Genomic DNA, 24,904 nt, shown 5'->3' with positions numbered 1-24,904 from the left:
CGAATAAACAGCACCTGCACCAAGAGAGTGCCCAAAAAGCGCCACCGCCAGCCACATCACTACGAGCTTCACGTCCCGCCGCCCCCGCTCGCGGGGAAAAAGGATCAGACACCTTTTTCCCGGCCCCGGAGCAGTTCCAAGGGCGCGTAGCGGACCATGAGTGTTTTTAAGCCTTGATCGGGGAAGGCCACCGTCACCTGGGCGTCCGGGCCGGTGCCGCCGGTCTGCACCACCAGGCCCTCACCCCATTTGCCATGCCGGACCCGGTCCCCCAACCGGAACTCGGGCCAGCCGGCCTTCGGCCTTTCCTCCGCCGGCCGCGCGGCGGCGGCCGCTTCCGGTTCCCCGTCCGCCAGAAGTTCGGCTGGAATCTCCCTCAGGAACCGTGACGGCATACCGTACACAACGTTGCCGTATAACAGCCGGCTTTCGGCCAACGTCAGGAAAAGGCGCTCCCGGGCCCGGGTGATACCCACATAGCACAGGCGCCGTTCCTCCTCCATTTCGACCGGTTCGGAAAAGGCACGGGCGTGCGGGAACACGCCCTCTTCCATTCCGGTCAAAAAGACCACCGGAAATTCGAGGCCCTTGGCGCTGTGCAGGGTCATCAACGCCACCTGGCTGGATTGGGCGTCGAAACGGTCCAGGTCGGAGTACAGGGCCAGGTCGTTCAAGAACTCCTCCAGGGTTCCGCCGCGCTCGAGGTCGAACTCCCGGGTAACCGACAAAAACTCGCTCAGGTTCTCCATCCGGGTGCGGGCCTCCACCGTGCGCTCGGCTTCCAGTGCCGCCAGGTATCCGCTCTCCTCGAGCACCTGCTCGGTCAGTCCGGTCACCCCGCCCTCCCGCTCGCGCCAGCGGACGAGTTGCCCACCCAGTACGCCCATCGCCTCCCGTACTTTGGCGCCCAAACCCCTGATCCGGCCGGCGTCCTGCAAGGCGTCCGCGCACGCCGCTTGTTTCTCCCGGACATAGGCGAAGAACTTGACAAGGGAAGCCTTCCCAACCCCCCGGCGAGGCACGTTGATGATCCGGGTCAACGCCACGTCGTCGTCCGGGTTGACAACGAGCTTCAGGTAAGCTAAGAGGTCCTTGATTTCCTTGCGTTCGTAGAAACGCACGCCCCCGATGATCGTGTACGGCACCCCGTGGCGCAGAAGTTCGTCCTCCAGCACCCGGGACTGGGCGTGCGTGCGGTAAAACACCGCGAAATCACGGAAACCCCGGCCTGAGACGAGCAGGCGCCGGATTTCCCGGGCCACAAACCGGGCTTCGGCCCTCTCATCCCGGGCCTGATAAAGCACCGGCGCCTCCCCTGCGCCGCGCGCCGTCCAGAGGCTTTTTTCCTTGCGGTGCCGGTTGAACCGGATGACGTGGTTGGCCGCCTCCAAGATGCGGCCCGTCGAACGGTAGTTCTCCTCCAGCTTCACCACCCGGGCGTCGGGATAGTCACGCTCGAAATTCAAGATGTTTTGGAGGTCGGCTCCCCGCCAGCCGTAGATGCACTGGTCCGGATCGCCCACCACCGTCAGGTTGCGGTGCGCCTGGGCCAGCACGTTCACCAGGACGTACTGGGCGTGGTTGGTGTCCTGGTATTCGTCCACCAGGAGGTGCAGGAAGCGCCGCCGGTACTGTTCCAAAACGGGCGGGAATTCGCGGAAAAGCCGCACCGTCAGGACCAGGAGATCGTCAAAGTCCAGCGCATTGTTCCGTTCCAAGCGCGTCTGGTAGGCGGTGTACACCCGCGCGGTCAGCTCCTGGTGCCGGTCGAAGGCGGCCTCAGCGTAGTCCGCCGGGCCGACCAGCGCGTTCTTCTGCCACGAAACGGCGGCACTGAACATGGCCGGCGGGTACTGGCGCGGCTCCAGGTTCAATTCCTTCAGGCAGCCCTTGATAACCGTCTGCTGGTCGGACTCATCGTAGATCACGAAGCTCTTGCCGTAACCGAGCTTCTCGATTTCCCGGCGCAGAATGCGCAGGCAGGCGGCGTGGAAAGTCATCACCCACAGGTCGTCCACCGCGTGGGGCACCAGGCGCGCCACCCGCTCCTTCATTTCCCGGGCGGCCCGGTTGGTGAACGTAATGGCCAGGATGCGGTGGGGCTCGACCCGGTAGGCCCGCACCAGGTAGGCGATCCGGCTGGTCAACACCCGGGTCTTGCCGCTGCCGGCCCCCGCCAGAACCAGAAGCGGTCCCCCCGGATGACACACGGCCTCGGCCTGGACCGGGTTGAGTTCGGCCAAAAAATCCAAATTCCACTGCCTCCAAAGAAACGAATCTCCCTCATTATAACAGAAATAATGCGGCGTCCACGATCCCGGACGCGCAAAAACAAGCAGACGCTCGGCACCACCCGCCCGCAACCTGCCCGGCGCCGCGCCGCATGCCGACCTGCTCGCATCTTGACGAACGGGCCAAATCATCATAGTATACCAGTGTATAGTGAACAAACTGTCAAGGGGGAAGATGCGGTGTTCCTCAAAAGGCAGGACGAGCCCCGGAAGGCGGAATCCACCCAGGTCAAAATCGGGGGCGTCCGGGTAGGAATCATCGGCCTGGATGACGCCATGGAGGCCGTCAAAAAGCGGAACCTTGAAACGGACTCGGAGATAGGAGACGCGCTGGTGGAGTTACTGCGCCCAAACAACTACATCCCCGACGCCGCCCTGGACGAGTACCGGGCCGACTTAGCCCGCCACTACCGGGTCCGGATGGGAATGCCCGTGGCCAAGCGGGCCCCGGTGCCCGGCCTCCTGGAGATCAAGATCCTTGGGGCGGGCTGCATCCCTTGCAAACAGGTATTCGAGCTGGTGCGCGACGTGGTGGCGGAGGAAGGCATCGCGGCCGACCTGGAGTACATTGACGACATCGCCGAGTTCTTGAACTACGGGATATTTATCACCCCGGCGCTCCTGATCAACGGCGAGGTGAAGCTGGCCGGGAAAGCACCGACCAAAAACCAACTGGTCGCCTGGCTGAAGGAAGCGGGATCATAACAGACACCAGAGGCCTCATAAACGCGAGCGGGAGTCATCTCCCGCCGTTTTTTATTTCCGCCGCGCCTGCAGTTCCCGCAGGACGTCGTCGAGGTGCACGTTCTTCTCCGCGAGCAGCACCAGGACGTGGAAGAACAGATCGGCCGCCTCGTTAATCACTTCTTCACGGATGTTGTTTTTCGCGCTGACGATCACCTCGGTGGTTTCCTCGCCCACCTTTTTGAGGATTTTGTCCAGCCCTTTGTCAAAAAGGTAGGTGGTATAGGCGCCGGCGGGCCGGTTTTGTTTGCGGTCCTTGATCAGCGCGTACAGCGTCTCCAACACCCCGCAGGAGGCCTGGAACTCCTCTTCGCTGAGCACCCGCTTGCCGGAATCTCCAACCTTGCCGGCCCCGGGCGGCGGCTTGCGTCCGTACACCACATCCGGGTCAAAGGCCAGTTCACCCACGATGGCCACGCCGCCGGTGGGATCCATCCGGTAGTGAAAACAACTGCGGTAACCCTCGTGGCAGGCCGCGCCGACCTGATTCACCCTGATCAGCAGGGTGTCGGCGTCGCAGTCGTGGTAAATCTCGTCCACAATCTGCACGTGCCCGGAAGTCTCCCCCTTTTGCCAGAGCTTTTGGCGGCTCCGGCTCCAGAACCAGGTGTGACCGGTCGTTACGGTCTTCTCGATGGCATCGCGGTTCATCCAGGCCACCATCAGCACATCGTAAGTCCGCGCGTCTTGAATAACGGCCGGGACCAGGCCGTCCTTGTCGAACTTGATTTTGTCCAGTTTGTACCGCATCCGCAGAGAACACCTCCAGGGCACCTTAATAAGTACTGTTGGGAGCTAAGGGCTGTCGACGCGAAGCACGGAGCCAAGCGGCGGCTCCACCGCCCCCTACAAGCGCACCGCTATCCCCCGCGCCGCCAAATACTCCTTGACCTCCCGGATGGAGTACTCCCCGAAGTGGAAGATCGAGGCGGCCAAGGCCGCATCCGCGCCGCCTTCGGTCAGACCCTCGGCGATGTGCTCCAGCGTGCCCACCCCGCCGGACGCGATTACCGGGATCCGCACGGCATCGGCGACCGCCCTGGTCAGCGGCAGGTCGTACCCGTCCTTCGTGCCGTCCCGGTCCATGCTGGTCAGCAGGATTTCACCGGCTCCCAGCGACTCCACCCGGCGCGCCCATTCCACCGCGTCCAATCCGGTCGGCGTGCGGCCCCCGTGAATGTAGACCTCCCACTTGCCGGGACCGGTCTGTTTGGCGTCGATCGCCGCCACGATGCACTGGGTGCCGAACTTCTCGGCGGCCTCCCCGATCAGCGCCGGGTTGTTCACGGCGGCGGTGTTTATGGAAACCTTGTCGGCGCCCGCCTTCAGGATCGCCCGGATGTCCTCGACGGCCCGGATGCCGCCGCCCACGGCGAACGGGATGAACACCTGCTCGGCCGTCCGGCGCACCATGTCGAGCACGATGTCCCGCCCCTCGGACGAAGCGGTGATGTCCAGGAACACCACCTCGTCGGCGCCCTCCCGGTCGTAGACGGCGGCTAGTTCCACCGGATCACCGGCATCCCGCAGATTCACGAAGTTGACGCCCTTAACCACGCGCCCGCGGTTCACGTCCAGGCAGGGAATGATCCTCTTGGCCAACATCATCCTTCTCCTTTCGCCACGGCCAGGGCTTCGGCCAGGGAGAACGCGGCGGCATACAGCGCCTTGCCGATGATCACGCTGTCCACGCCCAAGTGCTCCAGCTTTTTCAGGGCCCGGATGTCCTCCAAACTGGAAACCCCGCCCGAGGCAATGACTTTCAATTGCGTATGCGCCGCCACGCGCGCGATCTCCTCCAGGTTGGGGCCCTGGAGGGTGCCGTCCCGCTTCACGTCGGTGAACACCACCCGCCGCACGCCCCGCCGGACCAACTCCTCCAGGAAAGGCAGAACGTCTTTGGCGGCCGTCTGCTCCCAGCCCTGCACACAGACCCGGCCGTCCCGGCAGTCGACGCCCACCACAATCCGCTCCCCGTAGGTTGCCGCCGCCGCGTCCAGAAACCCCGGGTCGGCCACCGCAGCCGTACCCAGGATCACCCGGTCCACCCCCCGGTCCAGGTAGAGCTTGATGTTCTCCAGGTTGCGGAGGCCCCCGCCCACCTGCACCGGGATGTTGACGCTGTTGACGATGTCCAGCACCACCCCGTCGTTTTGCGGCCCGCCCGTAAACGCCCCGTCGAGGTCGACCACGTGTAGCCAACGGGCGCCCTGCTCCTCCCAGGTCCGGGCCACGGCCACCGGGTCGGTGCCGTAGACCGTCTCCCGGTCCGCGCGCCCCTGAAAAAGCCGTACGCAACGGCCCCCGCGCAGGTCTACCGCCGGGATGATCAGCACTAATCAATCATCCTTCCAAAGTTTTGCAAAATCTGCAGCCCCAGGGAACTGCTCTTCTCCGGGTGGAACTGGATGCCGAACACCTTGCCCCGCCCCACCACCGAAGCGAACCGCACGCCGTACTCGGTCTCGCCCAGCGCGATTCCGGGGTCGGCGGGCGCCACGTAGTAGGAATGCACGAAGTAGAAACGGCTGCCGTCCGGAATCCCCTCGAACAGGAGCGGCGAATCGCGGAAAAAAACCTGGTTCCAGCCCATGTGCGGCACCTTCACTCCGGCGGGCAGCCGCCGCACCCGGCCGGGGAAAACCCCGAGACCGGGTGTTAAGCCCCACTCCTCACTGGCCTCGAACAGGAGCTGCTGCCCCAGGCAAATCCCCAGGAAGGGCTTTCCCGCGGAGACCGCCCGCAAAACGGCCTCATCCAGCCCGGCCGCGCGGAGGTTGGCCATCGCGTCCGCGAACGCCCCCACGCCCGGCAGCACCACCCCGGCCGCCCGGTCCACCTCTCGCGGGTCGGACGTGATCCTGGCCGCCCATCCGGCCGTTTCCAGGCCCTTTAAAGCACTCCTCAGGTTTCCGGTACCGTAGTCGATTACCGCAATATAGTCATCAGTCACTTAATTAATTGATAACCCCCTTGGTCGACGGGATTCCGCGCTCGGGACTGATCCGCGCCGCCGCTCCCAGAGCCACGCCCAAGCCTTTGAAAACCGCCTCAATTATGTGGTGAGTGTTCGTCCCGGCCAGCAGGCGGACGTGCAGGTTGAAACGGCCGTTATAGGCGAGCGCCCGCAGGAATTCCTCCACCAGTTCGGTGTCGAACCGGCCGACCTGGGGAGAGGGCATCGGCACGTCAAAGGCCAGGTATCCCCGGCCGCTTAAGTCCACGACCACCAACGCCAAGGCGTCGTCCATCGGCACGATCGCGTGCCCGAACCGCCCGATTCCGGCTTTGTCGCCCAGCGCCTTCACATGAGCCTCACCCAGACAGATGCCGATGTCCTCCACCGTGTGGTGGTCGTCGACATCCAGGTCCCCGCGCGCCCGGATTTGCAGGTCAAACCCGCTGAACTTGGCCGTCAGGGCCAACATGTGCTCCAGGAAGGGCACTCCGGTGTCGAAAGCGTACTCTCCGGTTCCGTCCACCTGCAGTTGCACCCGGATCTCGGTCTCCCTGGTCTGCCTGCGCACTTCCGCCTTTCTGATCAACACCCAAAACCATCTCCTTTACATTTCGCCACGGGCCCCCTGAAGCGCGATTGGTCCAATAAGGCGGGCTGTTGCTGCTACCCGGTCTTGAGCACGTCGGCCAACTGGTTGCAGAAAAGCAGGTTCTCCTCGGGCCGGCCGACCGACACCCGCAGGCAACCCGGCAGGTCCGGGCCGTCCAGCAGGCGCACCAGCACGCCGCGCTGCAAAAGCCCGCCGAACACCGCTTGAGCCCGTATCCCGGTCCGGAAGAGCAGGAAATTCGCCCGGGACGGGTAGACTGTAAGCCCCGGCAAATGAGACATCGCCGCGAACAGTTCGTCCCGCGACACGCAGATCCGCCGGACACGGCGCTCGAACAGCGGCTGCCGTTCCAGGACCCGGATGGCGGCCTGCTGAGTGAAAGCGTTTACGTTGAAGGGCTGCTTGATCCGCTGGATCATCCCGGTCACCTCCGGACCGGCCAGCATGTAGCCGAGCCGGAGCCCGGCCAGGCCGAAAGCCTTGGAAAAGGTGCGCAGGAGCACCAGCTGCGGGTATTTCGCCAACAGGGACACCGCCGTTTCGCCGCAGAACTCGTAGTAGGCCTCGTCCAGCACCACCACCGTCCCGGTGTTGGCCAAAATTCTCTCCGTCGCCTCCAGGGGAATCGTGTTGCCGGTCGGGTTGTTCGGAGAACACAGCACCACCATTTTAACTCCGGGCCGGGCGGCCGCTTCGGCAACCGCGTCCGGGTCCACGCCGAAATCAGCCTTGCGCGGCAGGAACACCGGCTCGGCTCCCGCGATAACCGCGTGAATCCCGTACATCGCGAAAGTCGGCGTGGAGATCACCACCTTGCCCCCGGCGGCGAAAGCCAGCATCAGGTCGAGGATGAGTTCGTCCGACCCGTTGCCGACCGTGATCCGGTTCCGGTCCACTCCCGTGTACCGGGCCAGGTGCTCCCGCAGTTGCTGCGCCGAAGGGTCCGGATAGCGCCCGAAGGTTTGCCCCCCGACGCTGCCCAGGATCTCTTCAAGGACCTCCTCGGGAAAGTCATAATTATTTTCGTTGGCGTCGAGCTTGACCATTCCGGGATACACCGGAACGTGGTAGGGCTTAAGAGCCAACAGTTCCGAGCGCACCAGTTCATCCATGGGACGCATGGCCTTCATTCCCCCGTTCCCCGTTCACCGACCACCGACCACCCATTTCATTTCCCCCGTTCCCCAAGCCTGACCCGGACCGCCAGGGCGTGGGCCGGCAGTCCCTCCGCCCCGGCCAGTTCGACGGCCTTCGGGCCGAGGTGTTCCAGGCTGCGGCGTGAACAGTGGATCACGTTGATCCGCTTCAAAAAAGTATCCACCCCGAGGCCGGAGAAGAACCGCGCCGTGCCCCCGGTGGGCAGCACGTGGTTCGGCCCGGCGACGTAATCCCCCACCGCCACCGGGGAGTAGGGACCCAAAAACACCGCGCCGGCGTTCCTCACCCGGTCCAACCACTGTTCCGGATCGGCCACCATCAATTCCAGGTGTTCCGGCGCGAAGCAATTGGCCAGCCCGAAGGCCTCGTCCAGGTCGCGGGTCACCACGATCAGGCCGCCGTCGCCGAGGGCTTTCGTCAGAAGCTCCCGCCGCTCCAGCCCGTCCAGGAGGCGGACCACTTCGTCGCGCACCTTGCCGGCCAACTCCCAACTCGGAGTGAGCAGCACGGCGCGCGCCAGCACGTCGTGCTCGGCCTGGGCCAGCAGGTCGGCGGCCGCGTAAACCGGGTCGGCCCCGGCGTCGGCGATGATCAGCACCTCCGAAGGGCCGGCGAGCATGTCGATGTCCACCCGGCCGAACACCTGCTGCTTGGCCACGGTCACATAGATGTTGCCGGGACCCGTGATCTTGTCCACCCGGCGGACGCTCGCCGTCCCGTAGGCCAGGGCGGCCACCGCGTGGGCGCCGCCCACCTTGTATATCTCCCCCACTCCGGCTTCCGCGGCCGCCACCAGGGTGTACGGGTGCATCCCGCCGCCCCGCGCCGGGGGGGTCGCCATCGCGATCTCCTTCACCCCGGCCACTACGGCCGGGATGGCGTTCATCAGCACGGATGACGGGTAGGAAGCCGTGCCGCCGGGAACATAGATGCCGACCCGGTCCAGGGGCCGCACCAACTGGCCGAGCCAGGCGCCCTCTCCGGCATCGAACCAGGAAGACGGCAGCTGCCGGCGGTGAAAGGCCAGAATCCGGTCCCGGGCCAGGCGGATGGTTTCCAGAAAACCGTCGTCCACTTCGCGGTAAGCCAACCGCACCTCGTCCTTGGACACCCGCAGGTCGGCGGGCTCAAGCTCGATACCGTCAAACCGGGCCGTAAAAGCACACAGGGCCTGGTCACCCTCCGCCCGGACCGCTTGAATAATCTCGTCCACCCGGAGCGCAATCTCGTCCGGCACGACGAATTCGCGGGTAAACCCTCTCAGGGCGGCTTCCCCCGCGGCCACCGTCTTGAGCAACACAAAAAGCCCCCTTGGCTCGTCGATAGCACCATTTTACTATACCCGGGCGTAAAAAGGCGAGAAAATTGTCGTGGCCGGAGTTCTTGCCGCAGGAGGTCCAATATGAGCCGGTGGAGCCAAGCGGCGGTCTCCACCGGCTTGAGGCAGACAGCGGGGAAACGCCTCGTTTGAAAAAGGGGGACTGTCCCCCTTTTTTACTCTCGTCGGTTTTTGCCGAGGGCTTTGCGGCCGATGTCCTCCCGGAAATGCATTCCTTCAAAGCTGATCAGCCGCGCCGCCGCGTACGCTTGCCGGATGGCTTCCGGAAGCTCGCCGGCCACGGCGGTCACTCCCAGCACCCGGCCCCCGGCGGTCACCAGCCGCCCGTCCCGCTCGGCCGTACCGGCGTGGAAGACCAGCGTCCCGGTGAGTTCGGCGGCCTCCAGACCCCCAATGACCAGGCCCTTCCGGTAATTTCCAGGGTACCCTCCGGAAGCGAGCACGACGCAAACGGCCGTGCCGGGACGCCACGAAAGGTCGACCTCGTGCAGGCGGCCTTCAATCACCGCCTCGGCGATACCCACCAGGTCGGTTTCCAGCAGGGCCAACAGCGGCTGCGCCTCCGGGTCGCCGAAACGCACATTGTACTCCAGCACCTTCGGTCCTTCGGGCGTGAGCATCAGCCCGGCGTAGAGCACCCCCCGGTAAGGCGTACCGGTCTCCCGGAGTGCGCGTACCGTGGGCGCCAGGATTTCTTCGGTCACCCGGGCGCAGATTTCGGGCGTGCACACCGGTGCGGGGGCATAGGCGCCCATCCCGCCGGTGTTGGGTCCGAGATCATTGTCGAACACCGGCTTGTGGTCTTTAGCCGGCAGCATGGGAAGAATGGTCTGCCCGTCGGTGAACGCCAGGACACTGACCTCCTCGCCGGAAAGCCGTTCCTCCACCACCACGCGGTTTCCGGCCGCGCCGAAAGCCCGAGCCACCATCACCTCTTCCACGGCAGCCAGCGCTTCCTCGACCCGGTCGCACACAATGACACCCTTGCCGGCGGCGAGGCCGTCGGCTTTGACCACGCACGGCCCGTCCAGACGGTGGACGTACGCGCGCGCGGAAGCCGGGTCCTCAAAGGTCCGGTGGGCCGCCGTGGGAATCCCGTAGGCGGCCATCAGGTCCTTGGCAAAGGCCTTGCTGCCCTCCAGCGCCGCCCCCTGGCGGCGGGGCCCGAACACCTTCAGGCCCGCCTCTTCAAACATATCGGCCAGACCGTCCACCAGCGGCGCTTCAGGACCGACAAACGTCAGGTCGACGCCCCGCTTGCGGGCGAGAGCCAGCAGTCCCGGAATGTCGCCGGCCGGCACCGGAACGCACTCGGCCAGCCGCGCCATCCCCGGGTTACCCGGGGCGGCGATGATTTCCCCCACCCGCGGACTCTTGCTCAGTTTCCACACCAGGGCGTGCTCCCGCCCGCCCCCGCCGATCACCAGAATCCTCACCGTCGAGTCTCCTTTAGTGTTTGAAGTGGCGGACGCCGGTGAATACCATGGCGATCCTCCGGCCGTCGGCGGCTTCGATCGACTCCTGGTCCCGCATCGAGCCGCCCGGCTGGACGATGGCCGTAATGCCCGCCTCGGCCGCCGCGACCACAGTATCCGCAAACGGGAAAAAGGCGTCGGACGCCAGCACGGCGCCGAGAGCCTCGCCCCCGGCCTGTTCCAGGGCGATCCGCGCCGCCCCGACCCGGTTCATCTGCCCGGCCCCCACGCCGATAAGCGTCTGCTCACGGGTCACCACGATGGCGTTGGATTTGACGTGCTTGACGATCTTAAAGGCAAACCCCATCTCGGCCAGCTCTTCAGGCGTCGGCGCACGCCGGGTCACCACCCGGAAGTTGGTGAAGGGAAAGAGCTGCCGGTCGGCCTGTTGCACCAAAAGGCCCCCGTTCACCTTCCGGACGTCCATCCAATCCAGGGTCAGCGGAGTGAGGTCCCCGGTTTCGAGCAGACGCAGGTTCTTCTTGGCGCCCAGCACCGTCAGCGCCTCGGGCGTGAACTGCGGGGCGATGACCGCCTCCAGGAAAACCTTGACCACCTCGTGCGCTGTCTCCTCGTCCACCGGGCGGTTAAAGGCGACAATCCCGCCGAAGGCCGATACCTCGTCGGCCGCGAAGGCCCGGCGGTACGCCTCGGCCGGAGACGGCCGGCAGGCCGTTCCGCAAGGGTTGTTATGCTTAACGATCACCGCCGCCGGTTGGCTGAATTCCCGGACCAGCTCCAGGGCGGCATTCAGGTCAAGGATGTTGTTGTACGAAAGCTCCTTGCCCTGCCGCTGCACGGCGGAGGTCACCGATGCCCCCCGCCGGCGCGGGTCGCGGTAGAACGCCGCCTCCTGATGGGGATTCTCACCGTAACGCAAAAGCCCCTTTCGCTCAAACGGCAGCGCGATCTCCGCCGGAAAGAGGTCCTGTTCATCGGCGAACTCGCCCAGGTAAGCGGCGATGACGGCATCGTAGTGGGCGGTGTGGGCAAAGGCCTCCCGGGCCAGGGTCAGGCGCATCCGGTCGTCGACCGTTCCCGCCTTGAGGGCGGCCAGCACTTCCGGATACCGGTCCGGGTTCACGACCACCAGCACGTGCCGGTGATTCTTGGCCGCCGCCCGGAGCATGGCCGGCCCGCCGATGTCGATCTGTTCGACGGCTTCCTCCAGGGTCACGTTCTGCCGGGCGATGGTCTCCTTGAACGGGTAGAGGTTGACCACCACCAGGTCCAGCGGAGCGATCCCGAACTCGGCCAACTGCCCCAAATGCTCGGGCGTGCGCCGCGCCAGGATTCCCCCGTGAATGCGGGGATGCAGCGTTTTCACCCGGCCCCCGAGGATCTCGGGAAACCCGGTGACCTCGGACACTTCCACCACGCGGGAGCCCATCTCCCGGAGCACCCGGGCGGTACCGCCGGTGGAAACGATCTCCATCCCCAGTTCATTCAGGCCCCGAGCCAGCTCGAGCAACCCCCGCTTGTCGGAAACACTGATCAGTGCCCGCTGTGCCGCCATTTGGCTTCCACCCTCCTTGATGATTACCGGCGGTCCCGCCGCAACGTCACGAATTCCTTGGGATAGATCTGCACCCGGCGGCCATCCAGCTCCAGGCGCCCCTCCAGGTACAACTGAACGGCTTCCAGGTAAATACGGTGTTCCTGCTCCAGAATCCGTTCGGACAAGCTCTCGACCGTATCGTCGTGGCGCACGGGCACCACGGCCTGCATAATAATCGGGCCGTCATCAACTTCTTGATCCACAAAGTGCACGGTGCAGCCGGTATAGCGCACACCATGCTCCAAGGCCTGCCGCTGGGCTTCAGTCCCCGGAAAAGCCGGCAGCAGGGAAGGGTGGATGTTCATGATCCGGTTTTTGTAAGCGTTCAGGAAGACCGGGGTCAGGATGCGCATGAACCCGGCCAAGCACACCAATTCCACTTCGTACCGCTCCAAAATGGAGATTATCCGGCGCTCCGCACTCTCTCTATCCGGAAAAGCACCGTAATCGACAAAGAACTCGGAAATGCCGGCCTGGCGGGCCCGTTCCCGGGCTTGCGCCCCGGCTTTGTCGACCACCACCACGGTGACTTGTGCCTCCAGATCGCCTCTTCTGGTGGAGTCGATCATCGCCTGCAGGTTGGTGCCCCGGCCCGAAGCCAACACTCCCAGTCTCAGTTTCATCGCCGGCAACCCCCTCTAAAGAGGTGTAAGCTGACATCCATGTGCGCGGGCAGCACCAGTATGAAGCGTTTCATCGCCGGTAACCCCCTCTTGGAGAGGTGTTTTCTATTTCCTCTTCCTCCCTGCTGCGGCCGCTGCCGTCGGAGTTTCATCGCCGGTGACCCCTTCTAGAGAGGTGCAAGGCAAGAAGTTGAGGGCGGTAATCAGGCCGATAAAACACCGGCCGGACGCTTTTACCCGGCGGTTATTCTAACCCAACTGCACCTCGTTTTGACCCCGTACTACCTCTCCGATCAGGAAGGCCGGTTCCCGGTGTTCCCGCAACGCCGCGATCACCTGGTCGGCCTCGGCGGGCGGCACCACCAGCACGAAACCAATTCCCATATTAAACGTCCGGTACATTTCGGATTCCTCAACCCGGCCCAGTTCCTGAATCAGGTTGAAAATGCCCGGCACCGGCCAAGCTCTCCGGCGCAGCCGGACGGCCACGCCCCGGGGCAGAATGCGCGGAATGTTCTCCAAAAGCCCTCCCCCGGTGATGTGGGCCATGCCCCGCACCTTGAACCGCTTCAGGACGGACAGCACGGGCCGCACGTAGATCCGGGTGGGCACTAAAAGTTCTTCGCCCACCGTCCGGCCCAGGGAAGGGAGGTAGTTGTCGATTTCGTAATTCGCCAGGTCAAAAAGCACTCTCCGGGCCAGCGAGTAACCGTTTGAGTGCAGCCCGGCGGAGGCGCAGCCAATCAAGATGTCTCCGGCACGGATGTCCGCCCCGCTGATCACCCGGCTTCGTTCGACCACGCCCACCGCGAAGCCGGCCAGGTCATACTCGTCCGGGGCGTAGAAACCGGGCATCTCGGCCGTCTCCCCGCCGATAAGCGCGCAGCCGGCCTTGCGGCAGCCCCACGACACGCCCTCGATAATCGCAGCCACCTTTTCGGGTTCCAGGCGGCCGACGGCGAGGTAGTCCAGGAAAAACAGCGGTTCGGCCCCGTGCACCAGGATATCGTTCACGCACATGGCCACCAGGTCGATGCCTACCGTATCGTGGCGGTCCGCCATAAAGGCCACGCGCAGTTTGGTGCCCACCCCGTCGGTTCCGGAAACCAGCACCGGTTCCCGGTACTTCTCGGTGTCCAGCGCGAAAAGACCGCCGAATCCCCCGATATCGGTCAGGACTCCAGGCCTGAAAGTCCGGCGGACCGCCTGGCGCATGAGTTCAACGGCCCGGTTCGCGGCCGCGATATCCACGCCGGCCTCGGCGTAGGTCAAACCCTTTTCATTCTTTTTCATTTTGCGCCTCAGCCTCTATTTGCATTGGTAGATTGTACAGCCGCCCCCGCCGTCGACCGGGACCGGGTAGCGGCCGTCGAAGCAGGCCGCGCAAAAATTGCGCCCGTAGTCCCCGAACGGCGCCAACAGTCCCTCCAGGCTGAGGTAGGCCAGAGTATCGGCGCCGGTGAACTTGCGGATTTCCTCCATCTCTTTCTCCGCGGCGATCAACTCCTTCCGGTTCGAAGTGTCGATGCCGTAATAGCAGGGGTGGGTGATCGGCGGCGAACTTAAGCGCAGGTGAATCTCGCGCGCTCCCGCTTTCCGCAGCATCCGCACAATCTTGCCGCTGGTCGTGCCGCGCACCAGGGAGTCGTCCACCAGGACCACCCGCTTCCCGTCGAGCACTTCCCGGATCGGATTCAGCTTCAAACGGACCCCCAGATCACGCTGATTCTGGGAGGGCTGAATGAAAGTCCGGCCGATGTAGCGGTTCTTCATCAAGCCTTCCTCCAGCGGGATGCCCGCACCGTCCGCGTAGCCGCGGGCGGCCGGGATTCCGGAGTCGGGCACGGGGAGCACGATGTCGGCGTCCGCCGGGCACTCCCGGGCCAACTGCTCGCCCAGTTTGCGGCGGATCCGGTTCACGTTGAAGCCGTCGATGCAGCTGTCCGCCCGGGCGAAGTAGATGTATTCGAACACGCAGTGCGCCCGGCGTTCCCGTACGGCGGCCTGGATGGAGTCCATCCCGTTCCGGTCCAGGACCACGATCTCCCCCGGCGCCACGTCCCGAACGAAACGAGCGCCGACGGTGTCCAGGGCGCAGGATTCGGACGCGACCACCACGGCGTTTTCCAACTCGCCGAGACACAAGGGGCGAAAGCCGTACGGGTCGCGCACGGCCAGCAACTGGTTTTCGGCCAGGATCACCAGGGAATAGGCGCCCTGGATCTCGCGGACACACTGCGCCAGCGCCTCTTCCAGGTCGTGCCCGCGGCTGCGGGCGATCAGGTTGACGATCACCTCGCTGTCCGTGGTCGTTTGAAAGACGGCGCCTTCGGCGGCCAGCCGGCGGCGCAGGGTTTCGGTGTTGGTGAGGTTCCCGTTGTGGGCCAGCCCGATCTGGCCCCGCCCGTAGTGAAACACCAGGGGCTGGGCGTTGACCGGATGGCTGGCTCCGGTGGTCGAATAGCGGACATGGCCGATGGCCAGGTGCCCGCGCAAGTCGTTGATCACCCGGTCATTGAACACTTCCGGGACCAGGCCCATCCCCTTGTGCAAGTCGATGCGCCACCCGTCGGCCACCGCCATCCCCGCGCTTTCCTGCCCACGGTGCTGAAGGGCGTACAGCCCGTAAAAGGTCAACCGGGCCACGTCCAGTCCGGGCCCGTAAATACCGAACACACCGCAGTAGTGCCGCGGCCGGTCTTCGGTGCGCAACTTGAAACCCCACCCCTATCCGGTCAGGCGCCTCATTATCTCGGCGTAGGCTTCCTCCACGCCGCCCAGGTCACGGCGAAACCGGTCCTTGTCGAGCTTGTTCTTGGTGTCGTGGTCCCACAGCCGACAGGTGTCCGGCGAAATCTCGTCGGCAAGCACCAGCCGCCCGCCGTCCAGCGTCCGCCCGAACTCCAGCTTAAAGTCTACCAGGTCGATCCCCCGCCCGGCCAGGTACTCCGTTAAGACCCGGTTCACGACCAGCGCTTGGGCCCGCATGGCCTCGACCTCTTCGGGCGCGGCCAAGCCCAGGAGCCGGATGTGGTCGTCGTTGATCAGCGGGTCGTGCAACTCGTCACTCTTGTAATAGGTCTCCACCACCGGTTGGTCCAGGACCAGGCCCTCCTCCAGCCCCAGGCGCTTCGCCAGGCTGCCGGCGGTGATGTTCCGCACCACCACTTCCAGGGCGATGATCCGCACCGCCCGGACGACCATCTCCCGGTCGCTCACCAGTTCCACGAAGTGCGTCGGTACTCCGCGGCCCTCCAACAACTGGAACAAGTGCGCCGACACCCGGTTGTTCACGACACCCTTGCCCATGATCGTGCCTTTCTTCAGGCCGTCGAAAGCCGTGGCGTCGTCCTTGTATTCCACCAGGTAGAGCCCCGGGTCGGACGTCCGGTAGATCTTCTTGGCCTTACCCTCGTACAGAAATTCTCCCTTTTCCAAGCCGATCCTCCATACTCATCGTTATTCATCGTTGTTTATTCGGACAGCCCGAACCGGCCGTAAATTCGGCCGATCCGCCGGGTAAAATAGCCGTAGTCAAACAGCGTGTCCAGCTCGTGAGCCTCCAGGACGGCCCGCACCCCGGGATCTTCGCCCAGCAGTTCCCGCAAGGGGCGCCCGGTTTCCCAACAGCGCATGGCGTTGTCCTGCACCAGCGCGTAAGCCTCTTCCCGGGAAAGCCCCTTCTCGACCAGGGCTAGGAGCACCCGCTGGGAAAACACCAGCCCGTGGGTGCGCTCCAGGTTCCGGCGCATGTTCTCCGGGTACACCAGGAGGTCGGCGGCCACGTCCGTGAACCGGAAGACCATGTAGTCCAACACCGTGGTGCTGTCCGGAATCACCACCCGCTCCGCCGAGGAATGGGAGATGTCCCGCTCGTGCCAGAGGGCCACGTTTTCAAGCCCCACCACCGCGTTCGCCCGCAGGAGCCTGGCCAGGCCCGAGATCCGCTCGCAAACGATGGGGTTGCGCTTGTGGGGCATCGCCGAGGACCCCTTCTGCCCGGCCCGGAAAGGCTCCTCCACCTCCCGCAGGTCGGTGCGCTGCAGGTTCCTGACCTCCACCGCGAATTTCTCCAACCCGCTCCCGATGACGGCCAACGCCGCCAGGAAGGCGGCATGCCGGTCCCGCTGGACCACCTGGGTGGACACCTTCTCCGGAGTCAGGCCCAACCGGGCGCAGACGTACTCCTCCACAAAGGGGTCGACCGTCGAGTAGGTGCCCACCGCCCCGGCGAGCTTACCCACGCTGATCTCGGCGACCGCCCGGTCCATCCGTTCCAGCCCCCGCTCCACCTCGGCCGCCCAGAGCAAAAACTTCAGGCCCAACGTGGTCGGCTCGGCGTGGACGCCGTGCGTCCGGCCGGGCATCAGGGTGTCCCGGTGCGCCGCGGCCTGCCGCAGGAGCACCGCGTGCAGCTTCTCCAGGCGCCCCCGGATCAAAAGGCCCGCCTCGCGCATCCGCACGGCCAGCGCCGTATCCACCACGTCCGACGAAGTAAGCCCCAGGTGCAGGTAGCGGGCTTCAGCGCCCACGTATTCCCCGACGCAGGTCAGGAAGGCGATCACGTCGTGGCGGGTCGTCTTTTCGATCTCCAAGATCCGGGCCGCGTCGAAGCCGGCCCGCTCCCGGATCACCCGCACGGCCTCCAGGGGCACCTGGCCCAGTTCGGCCATGGCTTCGGCCGCCAGCACCTCTATTTCCAGCCACTTGGCGAAACGGTTTTCGTCCGACCAAATCCGGTCCATTTCCGGCAAGGTGTACCGTGCAATCACCGGCGCCTCACTCCCACTCTATGGTTCCCGGCGGCTTGGACGTGATGTCGTACACCACCCGGTTGATGCCTTTCACCTCGTTGACCAGCCGCCGCGACATCGCTTCCAGCACTTCGTACGGCAACCGCACCCAGTCGGCGGTCATGGCGTCTACACTCTCCACCGCCCGGATCACAATCGTGTAGCCGTAAGTCCGCTCATCCCCCATCACGCCCACGCTCCGAATGGGAGGCAGGACGGCGAAGGACTGCCAGATCTGCCGGTACAGCCCGGCCCGCCGGATCTCCTCGTCCACAACCGCGTCGGCCGCCCGCAGAAGCTCCAGTTTCTCCCGGGTGACCTCGCCCAGCACGCGCACCGCCAGCCCGGGCCCCGGGAAAGGCTGCCGCCACACGATCTCTTCCGGCAGGCCCAATTCTTCACCAAGCACTCGCACTTCATCCTTGAAAAGCCAACGCAATGGTTCAATCAGCCGGAAGCGCATGTCTTCGGGAAGCCCCCCGACGTTGTGGTGGGTCTTGATCACCGCCCCGGTGGCCGTCCCGCTCTCCACCACGTCCGGGTAGATGGTCCCCTGGACCAAAAAGTCGATCGGGCCGAGCTTGGCCGCTTCCTCCTCAAAGACCCGAATGAACTCGGTCCCGATAATCCGCCGTTTCGCCTCCGGGTCTTCCACCCCGGCCAAGCGGCCCAAGAAACGGTCCCGGGCCTCCACATGCACCAGCCGCATCCCAAAACGGCGCGCAAAGGTCTCCCGCACCTGTTCGGACTCACCCTGCCGCAACAGGCCGTGATCGACGAACACGCAGGTCAGCCGGTCCCCCACGGCCCGGTGCACCAGTGCCGCCGCCACCGACGAGTCCACGCCCCCGCTTAAGGCGCACAATACCCGTCCGTCACCGGCCTCCCGCCGGATCTGACCGACCGCGTCTTCCAAGAACGAGGACATGGTCCAGTCCCCACGGCAACCGCACACCTCGCAAAGAAACTGCTGCAGAATCTGAACGCCCCGGGGGGTATGCCGCACCTCGGGGTGGAATTGCAGCCCGAACAATTTTCGGTCCGGATCGGCCATCGCCGCTACGGGAGAGTGGGCGGTGCGCGCCGTCACCGCAAAGCCCGGGGGCGGCGCGTCCACCCGGTCGCCGTGGCTCATCCAGCACCGTTCACGGTCCTCCAGTCCCCGGAACAGGCCGGCGCGCGCCAGCACCTCCAGCTCGGTCTTCCCGTATTCCCGTTGCTGGGCCGGCGACACTGTGCCGCCAAGCTGGCGGGCCATCAGTTGCATGCCGTAGCAGATCCCCAGGATGGGGATCCCGGCGTGGTACAGCGAAACCGCGCACTGGGGCGCGCCCTCTTGGTGGACGCTCGACGGGCCGCCGGAAAAGACAATCCCCTTGGGCCGCCGGGCGACGATGTCCTCCACGGGGGTATGGTAGGGCAGGATTTCACAATAAACCCGGCACTCTCTAATCCGCCGGGCGATCAGCTGAGTGTACTGCCCGCCGAAGTCGAGTACCAGCACAAACTCATCAACGGGTGCCTGCACGGGGGAACCTCCTTGGGGGATAGAATATAGAATTCATTCCGGCTCTCATTCCGACTTCTGACTTCCGGCTTCCAACTTCTTTTTCCCATAGACCTCCGGCTTCAGCACCCAGACGTCGGGGAGGTTACGGTAGAGCCCCGCGTAGTCCAGCCCGTACCCGACCACGAACTCATCAGGAATCGAAAAGCCCAGGTAATCGACCGGCACCTCCGCCCGCCGCCGGTCGGGCTTGTCAAACAGCACACAGACCCGCAGGCTGGCCGGGCTCCGGGTGCGGAGAGTCTCCAGCAGGTAGTTCAGGGTGAGGCCGGTGTCGACGATGTCCTCGATCAGGAGTACGTCCTGGCCCTCGATGCTCTCATCCAGATCTTTGAGGATGCGAACCACCCCGGATGAGGAAGGGGAAAGGCCGTAGCTGGCTACGGCCATGAAATCGAAGGAGACGGGTATGGAAACGGCCCGGACCAGATCAGCCATAAAGATGGTGGAACCCTTCAGGATGCCGACGGTCAAGAGGCGCTTTCCCGCGTAGTCCCTGGAGATTCTCCAGCCCAATTCGGCGACCTTGGCCTCGATATCCCGCCCCGGAACCAGAATCCGGTCCAGGTCGGCGTGCATGCGTTCATCTCCGTTCACGCGCGAAATAACGGGAAAAATCTGGCCTGATTATAGCAGGAAAAACGCCCGGATGTCAACGCAACCGGGCGCCGGGCGCCGGAGAAGCAGCGCAGCTGGAATACCGCTTGAGGAGCCGTATTCCCACCTACCCTGAAAATCCCCTCTCCCTCTGGGAGAGGGTCAGGGTGAGGGGTATTTTCATCCTTCCGATGGTGCCGCTAGAGCGGCATGGTTGTCTATTCTTTCTTCTCTTCGGGCGCCGTATCAGGCGGTTCAATCACGATCTTGCCGTTGTGATCCCAGAGCTCAATTTCCACCAGCAGCCGTTGGCCCTGAGCGCTCTTGCTCTCCGCGGAGACCTCGGCCTTGGTGATCAGGTGGTCGCGGGAGTCGATCCACAGCCGGTAGTCAAAGTTCACAAACTGCATCTCGAGGAAGGGGTTCATCACCGTCGGGCTGAATGTCAGAATTTCGTTGGTCCGGCCGATCCGTCCGTCCCGGCCTTCGTACGATACTTCGAGCACGTCCTTGAAATTGAACAGGCTTAGGGGGTTCAGTTCGGTGATAAAGAGTTCCGACTGGGCCAGACGGTTGCCCTTCAAAACCATCCACTTCTCGGTGATCTGGTCCCGCATGTAGGTGGTGTCGTCGATCTGAACCAGTTCAATCGGGCTGTTGATCAGGGTGCCCTTGATTTGGGTCCGGCCGGGCACGACCGTGGCCCCTTCAACCTTGCTGAAGTAACGCGGTTCTTCACCAGGCGTCTCAAGGCGGGAGTCGATGCGGAACCGGTACGATTCGCTGGCCCTGGTCTTTTCCAGAGCTTCGGCCAGCAGCGCTTCTCTCTCCAGCCCCGAAGCCGGGAGCAAACCCTTTAGCACCCAGAACGCCAGGATCAGCACCGCCACCGCCGCCGCCAGCATCAGCCAGAGCCTTTTCCGCGGCATCACCACCCACCGCATCCGGACACCCCCCGCCGAAATTTGCGCGCCCTGCCGCGCTCAAGGCTTAGACCCGGACAACGAGGTTGACCTGTTTGAGTCTCCGGCCCACCGAAATTTGCGCGCCCTGCTGCGCTCAAGGCTTAGACATAAATACGCAGGACGGGCGGTGAATATGCCGGGGCGTCCAACAAGCGCCACCTTTATCCGCCGGTTGTTTTGCGTTATAATTGAACAGGGACAATTCCGGCCGTGAAGTCAATCTGTACGAGGAGGTCCCGCGACTTGCCCAGAATCCTGCCCATCCGGGGACTGCGCTACAACCCGGCAGTGGTCGAAGACCTGTCCCTGGTCGTTACGCCACCCTACGACGTAATCGACGAGGAAGCCCAAACCCGCTATTACGGTCGAAACCCGTACAATATCATCCGGCTGGAATACAACCGCATTTATCCCGGGGACAGCGAGGCCGACAACCGGTACACCCGGGCCGCGTCCACCTTCCGTCAGTGGCGCCGCGAAGGCGTATTGGTGCGTGAGGAGCAGCCGGCCCTGTACCTGTACGAACAGGAATTCACGCTGCGCGGGCGGACGCTAAAACGCCGCGGTTTCTTCTGTGCCCTCTATCTGGAGCCCTACAGCACCGGTTCGGTGCGCCCGCACGAGGAAACCCTGGCCGGAGCCAAGCAGGACCGCCTGAAACTGTTGCGCGCCTGCCGGGCGAATTTCAGTCCGATTTTCGGTATGTACGCCGAAAAGGAACTGGCTGCGGTAGAGACCCTGATGGAGGCCGCCGCACCCGAACCAGCCGCTGATTTCCGCGATGAGCAGGGCCAGACGCACCGGCTCTGGCCGGTCAGCGACCCCCGGGCCATCAACCAAGTGCTGTTCGCGCTGGAAAAGCACCCCGTGTTCTTGGCCGACGGCCACCACCGGTACGAAACCGCCCTGGCCTACCGTGATGAACTCGGCGCCCCCGGCCTGCACAACTGCGTGCTGACCGTGCTGGTCAGCCTGTACGACCCCGGGCTGGTGATCCTCCCCACCCACCGCCTGGTCAAGAACCGGCGTGGCCTGGACGCGGCCACTCTGTCGGCTGCGCTGGAGACCCACTTCGAGGTGCAACCGTACCCGGCGGCAACCGCCGACTTCAGAGTCTTCATGGCGGAGCTGGAAAGCCGTCCGCCCTACACCTTCGGGCTCTACACCGGGGCCGGCCGCCTGCACTTCGTGACCTTGAGACCGGAACTAGATTTGGAACTCCTGATGCCGGCCGACCGCTCGCCCAACTGGCGGCGGCTGGAGGTATCCGTCCTGCACCACCTTGTTCTGGAAAAGCTCCTGGGCATCGGCGGCGCTGAGCGCGCCCACGGGGACCACCTCAAGTACACCCGGGAGGAGGAGGGCGCACTGGCCCGCGTCGACGCCGGGGAGTATGATTTCGCCTTCTTCCTGAACCCGCCCCGGGTCGAGGAACTGGTGGCCGTGGCCGAGGACGGGGAACGCATGCCCCAAAAGTCCACCTACTTCTACCCGAAGCTCAGCACCGGGCTTGTGATCAACGCCTTCGACTGACCTTCATTTTTTAGAAGGAATCAGCGTTCCGGATGTGGAATGACCGGGTGAAATGCCGGCACGAAGCCGCATCCCGGTGCATGGAAAGCGCTCCCACCCGGACGGCAAGCAAAAGCGCAAAAACGGAGGGACCACGAAGGTTCCGGCCCGCCGAAGCGGGCCAGCATCTCGTGGCCTTTTGTTTTCGGGCCAGAAAAAAAATCCTTAAATTAGAAAGCTGTGCCAAAGTGGTGAAACCAACTAAACCGAAAGAGTGGTATGCGTTGACAAAGAAATTCCTTAATGAGAAAGGTGTGCCAAAGTAGTGGAACGCAGGGGATCGAGCCGGTGTATAAACGCGGGGTGGAAGGTGCTCCGGCTGGCAGTGGTGCTGCTGATCGCCCTGGCCGCCGCCGACCCGGCCTGGGCCCACCGCGTACTGATCCGAGAGGAAGAGCCGGGCGTACTGCGCACCTATTACGAAGGTGAAATCCCGTCCCCGTCGGCCGTGGTGAAACTGTACGATGCCGGGGAGGCACTGCTCCTGGAGGGGCGGGTGGACGCACAGGGGTTTTTCCGCTATGACCGCACCCGGTTTCCGGCGGCGAAGGCCGTGGTTGACGACGGGATGGGACACCGGGCCGTCATCCGTCTGGAAGCAGCCCCCCCAGCGGAGATTCCCCCGGGAGAAAAAAGGGTTGACAACCCCCCTTTTGTCGATGCGGATGGGGAGAACGGACGCTATAAGGATACGGCCCCCCCGGCGGAAATTCCCCTGGTGGTCAGGACCGTGTTCGGCCTTGCCCTTCTGCTTTTCATCCTGTCGTTCTCCCGCTACTGTTCACGCCGCAGAAAACGCGCCCCGGCCCCATCCCCTTCTCAACCGGTAAAAAAGGGGCCGCCCTGACCGGAGGGCCGCCCCTTGCATTGATCTTTAGAAACTCCAATCCAACTGATTATTGTCCAAGAAGCTCAGTGACCTTGTTCGCCGGTCGGCGAACCGCCATTGTTTAGCGGTGAGGGTTTACAGCAGGTCCGCCTTCGCCAGCGCCCGCTTGAGCAACACCGCGGCCTGCGCCCGGGTGAGCCTGTCGGCGGGAGCAAGCTTTCCTTCCGGGGTTCCGCCGATGATCCCGGTTTGCGCCGCCGCGGCCATTGTGGTGCGCGCCCAAGCACCCACTGCACCGGCATCGCGGTAGGATTCCAGGATGCTTTCCGGCGCCGGGGGCACCTCGACGCCCAGGCGCTTAAGGAGCCTGACCGTCAGAACCGCGGCCTCCTCACGGGTGATGCTCCTCTCCGGCCCGAAGGTTCCGTCCGCGTAACCGCCCACGAGCCCCGCCGCTGCGGCGGTACTCACCGCTTGGGCGTACCAGGCGCCGGAAGGTATGTCCGTGAAGGTTTTTGCCACCGCGTCCTGTGCTTTGTGCCCGGCGAACTCCAGGGCATTGACCACCATGGCGGCGAACTCCGCCCGGGTGACGGTTCTGTCCGGGGCAAAACTGCCGCCGGGCAGGCCGCTTACAATATACCGCGTGCTCAGTACATGGATATCGTTGGTTGCCCAATGGACCGCTAAGTCGCTGAAGGTACGAACATTTTCAAACACGGCGTAGCGGGAAAAGCCCGTGAGCCTGACCCGGACGGTGTTGGTGGCGGTGTCCGCCCTGCCCCCCACATAGCGCCACCTTCCATTCTCCCACCGGTAGATCCCCAGGCGGGAGGGGTTCTGCACCCGCTGCGGGTCGTAAGGCAAAATCAGGTGGCGTTCTCCTTCCAGGCCCACTTCGCGGTTATCCTGTTTTACGCGGGCGCTAACCTCCACATCCGCACCGGCCGGCCGGAGGTGCGCCGGAGATGGCGGCAAATCACCCACGCCCGGAGTAACGCTAATGACAATCATGCTGCCGGCATCTTGCTCCAGGACGGCCTGTGCCAGACGGGGCGGGAGAACAACCGCGGCTTGCGGGGTATTGATCCGCACTTCGCGGCCAAGATCCCGCATTCCCTCAAGAGCGTCCGCGCCCACCGTCACGCCCTGTTCGGCTTCCTCGGCGGAAAAGTCCTCCGTAAAGGCCGCGCCCGTTGCTCCCCGGACGTCCGTCGCGGTAACAGCCGGAGCGGCAGGCGGCACAACAAGCGGCACGGCAGGGGTTACATCGCCCCAGTCGCCCGGGGAGGGCGGGGCAGCAGCCGGAACTGTTACGGTTATCGTACTGGTCGCGGTATGGTTGCCGTCAACCGTAGTGGCGGTGATCACGGCATTGCCGGCCGCAACACCGGTGACAGTAGCGAGCCGGCCGTCGCCGTCGTAAACTACCGTGGCTACCGTTGTATTGCCGGATGTCCAGGTGACGGCCTTGTTCGTGGCGTCCGCAGGCACTACCGTGGCGGTAAGCTGCCGGGTGGCGCCGACATTGATGGTGGCTGCAGCCGGCGCTACCGTCACGCTGGTGACAGGAACTTCTACAACAATAGTCGCTGTGGCTGTGCCAACATTGCCAGCTGTATCAGTGGCAGTAGCAGTGATGTTATTTGTGCCTGTTACTAAGGTTGCTACAACATTCCAGGTCGTGTCAGTTGGATAGGTGTCCCTGCCAGGATTATTTGTCAGTGATTGACGGGATAAGATGGCAGGGATAAGTAGTTGAGGGAGCGAAATGCAGAAATCAGGCCATAGACCTGGTTTTTTTATTTGTGGAGAGAAATAACC

The 24,904-nt window shown here is 64.1% G+C and carries 22 protein-coding genes; 3 read left to right on the top strand and 19 right to left on the bottom strand.

Annotated features, from left to right (window positions below; translation table 11 throughout):
- Positions 1–104: 104 nt before the first annotated feature.
- Positions 105–2,252 carry a DNA helicase PcrA gene (gene pcrA / locus AB1402_06050; GenBank protein MEW6541158.1) on the bottom strand — a complete coding sequence of 716 codons (2,148 nt, stop codon included), beginning with the start codon at positions 2,250–2,252 and terminating at the stop codon, positions 105–107.
- Between the two features lie 219 nt (positions 2,253–2,471).
- Between pcrA and AB1402_06045 the strand changes: the two genes are divergently transcribed.
- Positions 2,472–2,996: a thioredoxin family protein gene (locus tag AB1402_06045; GenBank protein ID MEW6541157.1), complete on the top strand. Its 525-nt coding sequence runs from the start codon at positions 2,472–2,474 to the stop codon at positions 2,994–2,996.
- Between the two features lie 51 nt (positions 2,997–3,047).
- Here the strand turns inward: AB1402_06045 and hisIE are convergent, their stop codons facing one another.
- The 17 genes from hisIE to AB1402_05960 form a co-directional block, all read right to left on the bottom strand.
- Positions 3,048–3,785: a bifunctional phosphoribosyl-AMP cyclohydrolase/phosphoribosyl-ATP diphosphatase HisIE gene (hisIE, locus tag AB1402_06040; GenBank protein ID MEW6541156.1), complete on the bottom strand. Its 738-nt coding sequence runs from the start codon at positions 3,783–3,785 to the stop codon at positions 3,048–3,050.
- 96 nt (positions 3,786–3,881) lie between these two features.
- Complete coding sequence (hisF, locus tag AB1402_06035; GenBank protein ID MEW6541155.1) at positions 3,882–4,640, bottom strand: imidazole glycerol phosphate synthase subunit HisF; 759 nt, start codon at positions 4,638–4,640, stop codon at positions 3,882–3,884.
- Complete coding sequence (gene hisA / locus AB1402_06030) at positions 4,640–5,371, bottom strand: 1-(5-phosphoribosyl)-5-[(5-phosphoribosylamino)methylideneamino]imidazole-4-carboxamide isomerase (protein ID MEW6541154.1); 732 nt, start codon at positions 5,369–5,371, stop codon at positions 4,640–4,642. The genes hisF and hisA overlap by 1 nt, the downstream gene beginning before the upstream one ends.
- Positions 5,371–5,988 (bottom strand): imidazole glycerol phosphate synthase subunit HisH, encoded by a 618-nt coding sequence (gene hisH, locus AB1402_06025; protein MEW6541153.1) that lies wholly within the window; start codon positions 5,986–5,988, stop codon positions 5,371–5,373. Before hisH ends, hisA begins: the two co-directional genes overlap by 1 nt.
- A gap of 4 nt (positions 5,989–5,992) precedes the next feature.
- Positions 5,993–6,583, bottom strand: a complete 591-nt coding sequence (gene hisB, locus AB1402_06020) for an imidazoleglycerol-phosphate dehydratase HisB (protein ID MEW6541152.1) — start codon at positions 6,581–6,583, stop codon at positions 5,993–5,995.
- Positions 6,584–6,657: 74 nt separating this feature from the next.
- Positions 6,658–7,734 (bottom strand): histidinol-phosphate transaminase, encoded by a 1,077-nt coding sequence (gene hisC / locus AB1402_06015; protein MEW6541151.1) that lies wholly within the window; start codon positions 7,732–7,734, stop codon positions 6,658–6,660.
- A gap of 38 nt (positions 7,735–7,772) precedes the next feature.
- Positions 7,773–9,026, bottom strand: coding sequence for a histidinol dehydrogenase (gene hisD / locus AB1402_06010; GenBank protein ID MEW6541150.1), 1,254 nt, complete (start codon positions 9,024–9,026; stop codon positions 7,773–7,775).
- Positions 9,027–9,256: 230 nt separating this feature from the next.
- The gene (gene purD / locus AB1402_06005) at positions 9,257–10,537 is read right to left on the bottom strand and encodes a phosphoribosylamine--glycine ligase (GenBank protein MEW6541149.1); all 1,281 of its coding nucleotides are present in this window, start codon (positions 10,535–10,537) and stop codon (positions 9,257–9,259) included.
- 13 nt (positions 10,538–10,550) lie between these two features.
- Complete coding sequence (gene purH / locus AB1402_06000) at positions 10,551–12,092, bottom strand: bifunctional phosphoribosylaminoimidazolecarboxamide formyltransferase/IMP cyclohydrolase (GenBank protein MEW6541148.1); 1,542 nt, start codon at positions 12,090–12,092, stop codon at positions 10,551–10,553.
- Positions 12,093–12,115: 23 nt separating this feature from the next.
- On the bottom strand, positions 12,116–12,757 hold the full coding sequence (gene purN, locus AB1402_05995) for a phosphoribosylglycinamide formyltransferase (protein ID MEW6541147.1): 642 nt from the start codon (positions 12,755–12,757) through the stop codon (positions 12,116–12,118).
- 249 nt (positions 12,758–13,006) lie between these two features.
- Complete coding sequence (gene purM, locus AB1402_05990; GenBank protein ID MEW6541146.1) at positions 13,007–14,050, bottom strand: phosphoribosylformylglycinamidine cyclo-ligase; 1,044 nt, start codon at positions 14,048–14,050, stop codon at positions 13,007–13,009.
- Positions 14,051–14,065: 15 nt separating this feature from the next.
- Complete coding sequence (gene purF / locus AB1402_05985; protein MEW6541145.1) at positions 14,066–15,469, bottom strand: amidophosphoribosyltransferase; 1,404 nt, start codon at positions 15,467–15,469, stop codon at positions 14,066–14,068.
- Between the two features lie 15 nt (positions 15,470–15,484).
- Positions 15,485–16,195: a phosphoribosylaminoimidazolesuccinocarboxamide synthase gene (gene purC, locus AB1402_05980; GenBank protein MEW6541144.1), complete on the bottom strand. Its 711-nt coding sequence runs from the start codon at positions 16,193–16,195 to the stop codon at positions 15,485–15,487.
- A 35-nt stretch (positions 16,196–16,230) separates the two neighbouring features.
- Positions 16,231–17,529, bottom strand: coding sequence for an adenylosuccinate lyase (purB, locus tag AB1402_05975; protein MEW6541143.1), 1,299 nt, complete (start codon positions 17,527–17,529; stop codon positions 16,231–16,233).
- Between the two features lie 7 nt (positions 17,530–17,536).
- Entirely contained in the window at positions 17,537–19,078 is a 1,542-nt protein-coding gene (gene guaA, locus AB1402_05970) for a glutamine-hydrolyzing GMP synthase (GenBank protein MEW6541142.1), read from the bottom strand.
- Between the two features lie 45 nt (positions 19,079–19,123).
- Positions 19,124–19,696 (bottom strand): hypoxanthine phosphoribosyltransferase, encoded by a 573-nt coding sequence (gene hpt, locus AB1402_05965; GenBank protein ID MEW6541141.1) that lies wholly within the window; start codon positions 19,694–19,696, stop codon positions 19,124–19,126.
- Between the two features lie 236 nt (positions 19,697–19,932).
- Positions 19,933–20,658 (bottom strand): hypothetical protein, encoded by a 726-nt coding sequence (locus AB1402_05960; protein MEW6541140.1) that lies wholly within the window; start codon positions 20,656–20,658, stop codon positions 19,933–19,935.
- A 264-nt stretch (positions 20,659–20,922) separates the two neighbouring features.
- Here AB1402_05960 and AB1402_05955 point away from each other — a divergent pair, with 264 nt between their 5' ends.
- Positions 20,923–22,212, top strand: a complete 1,290-nt coding sequence (locus tag AB1402_05955; GenBank protein MEW6541139.1) for a DUF1015 domain-containing protein — start codon at positions 20,923–20,925, stop codon at positions 22,210–22,212.
- Between the two features lie 304 nt (positions 22,213–22,516).
- On the top strand, positions 22,517–23,098 hold the full coding sequence (locus AB1402_05950; GenBank protein MEW6541138.1) for a hypothetical protein: 582 nt from the start codon (positions 22,517–22,519) through the stop codon (positions 23,096–23,098).
- A gap of 117 nt (positions 23,099–23,215) precedes the next feature.
- Here AB1402_05950 and AB1402_05945 read toward each other — a convergent pair whose 3' ends face one another.
- Positions 23,216–24,640 carry an S-layer homology domain-containing protein gene (locus tag AB1402_05945; GenBank protein ID MEW6541137.1) on the bottom strand — a complete coding sequence of 475 codons (1,425 nt, stop codon included), beginning with the start codon at positions 24,638–24,640 and terminating at the stop codon, positions 23,216–23,218.
- Positions 24,641–24,904: the final 264 nt, after the last annotated feature.

The organism is Bacillota bacterium, assembly GCA_040757205.1.
In the GTDB taxonomy this organism is placed as follows: domain Bacteria; phylum Bacillota; class Desulfotomaculia; order Desulfotomaculales; family Desulforudaceae; genus Desulforudis.
The sequence above is the reverse complement of the archived record's forward strand: the minus strand, read 5'-3'. Positions and strand labels throughout refer to the sequence as shown.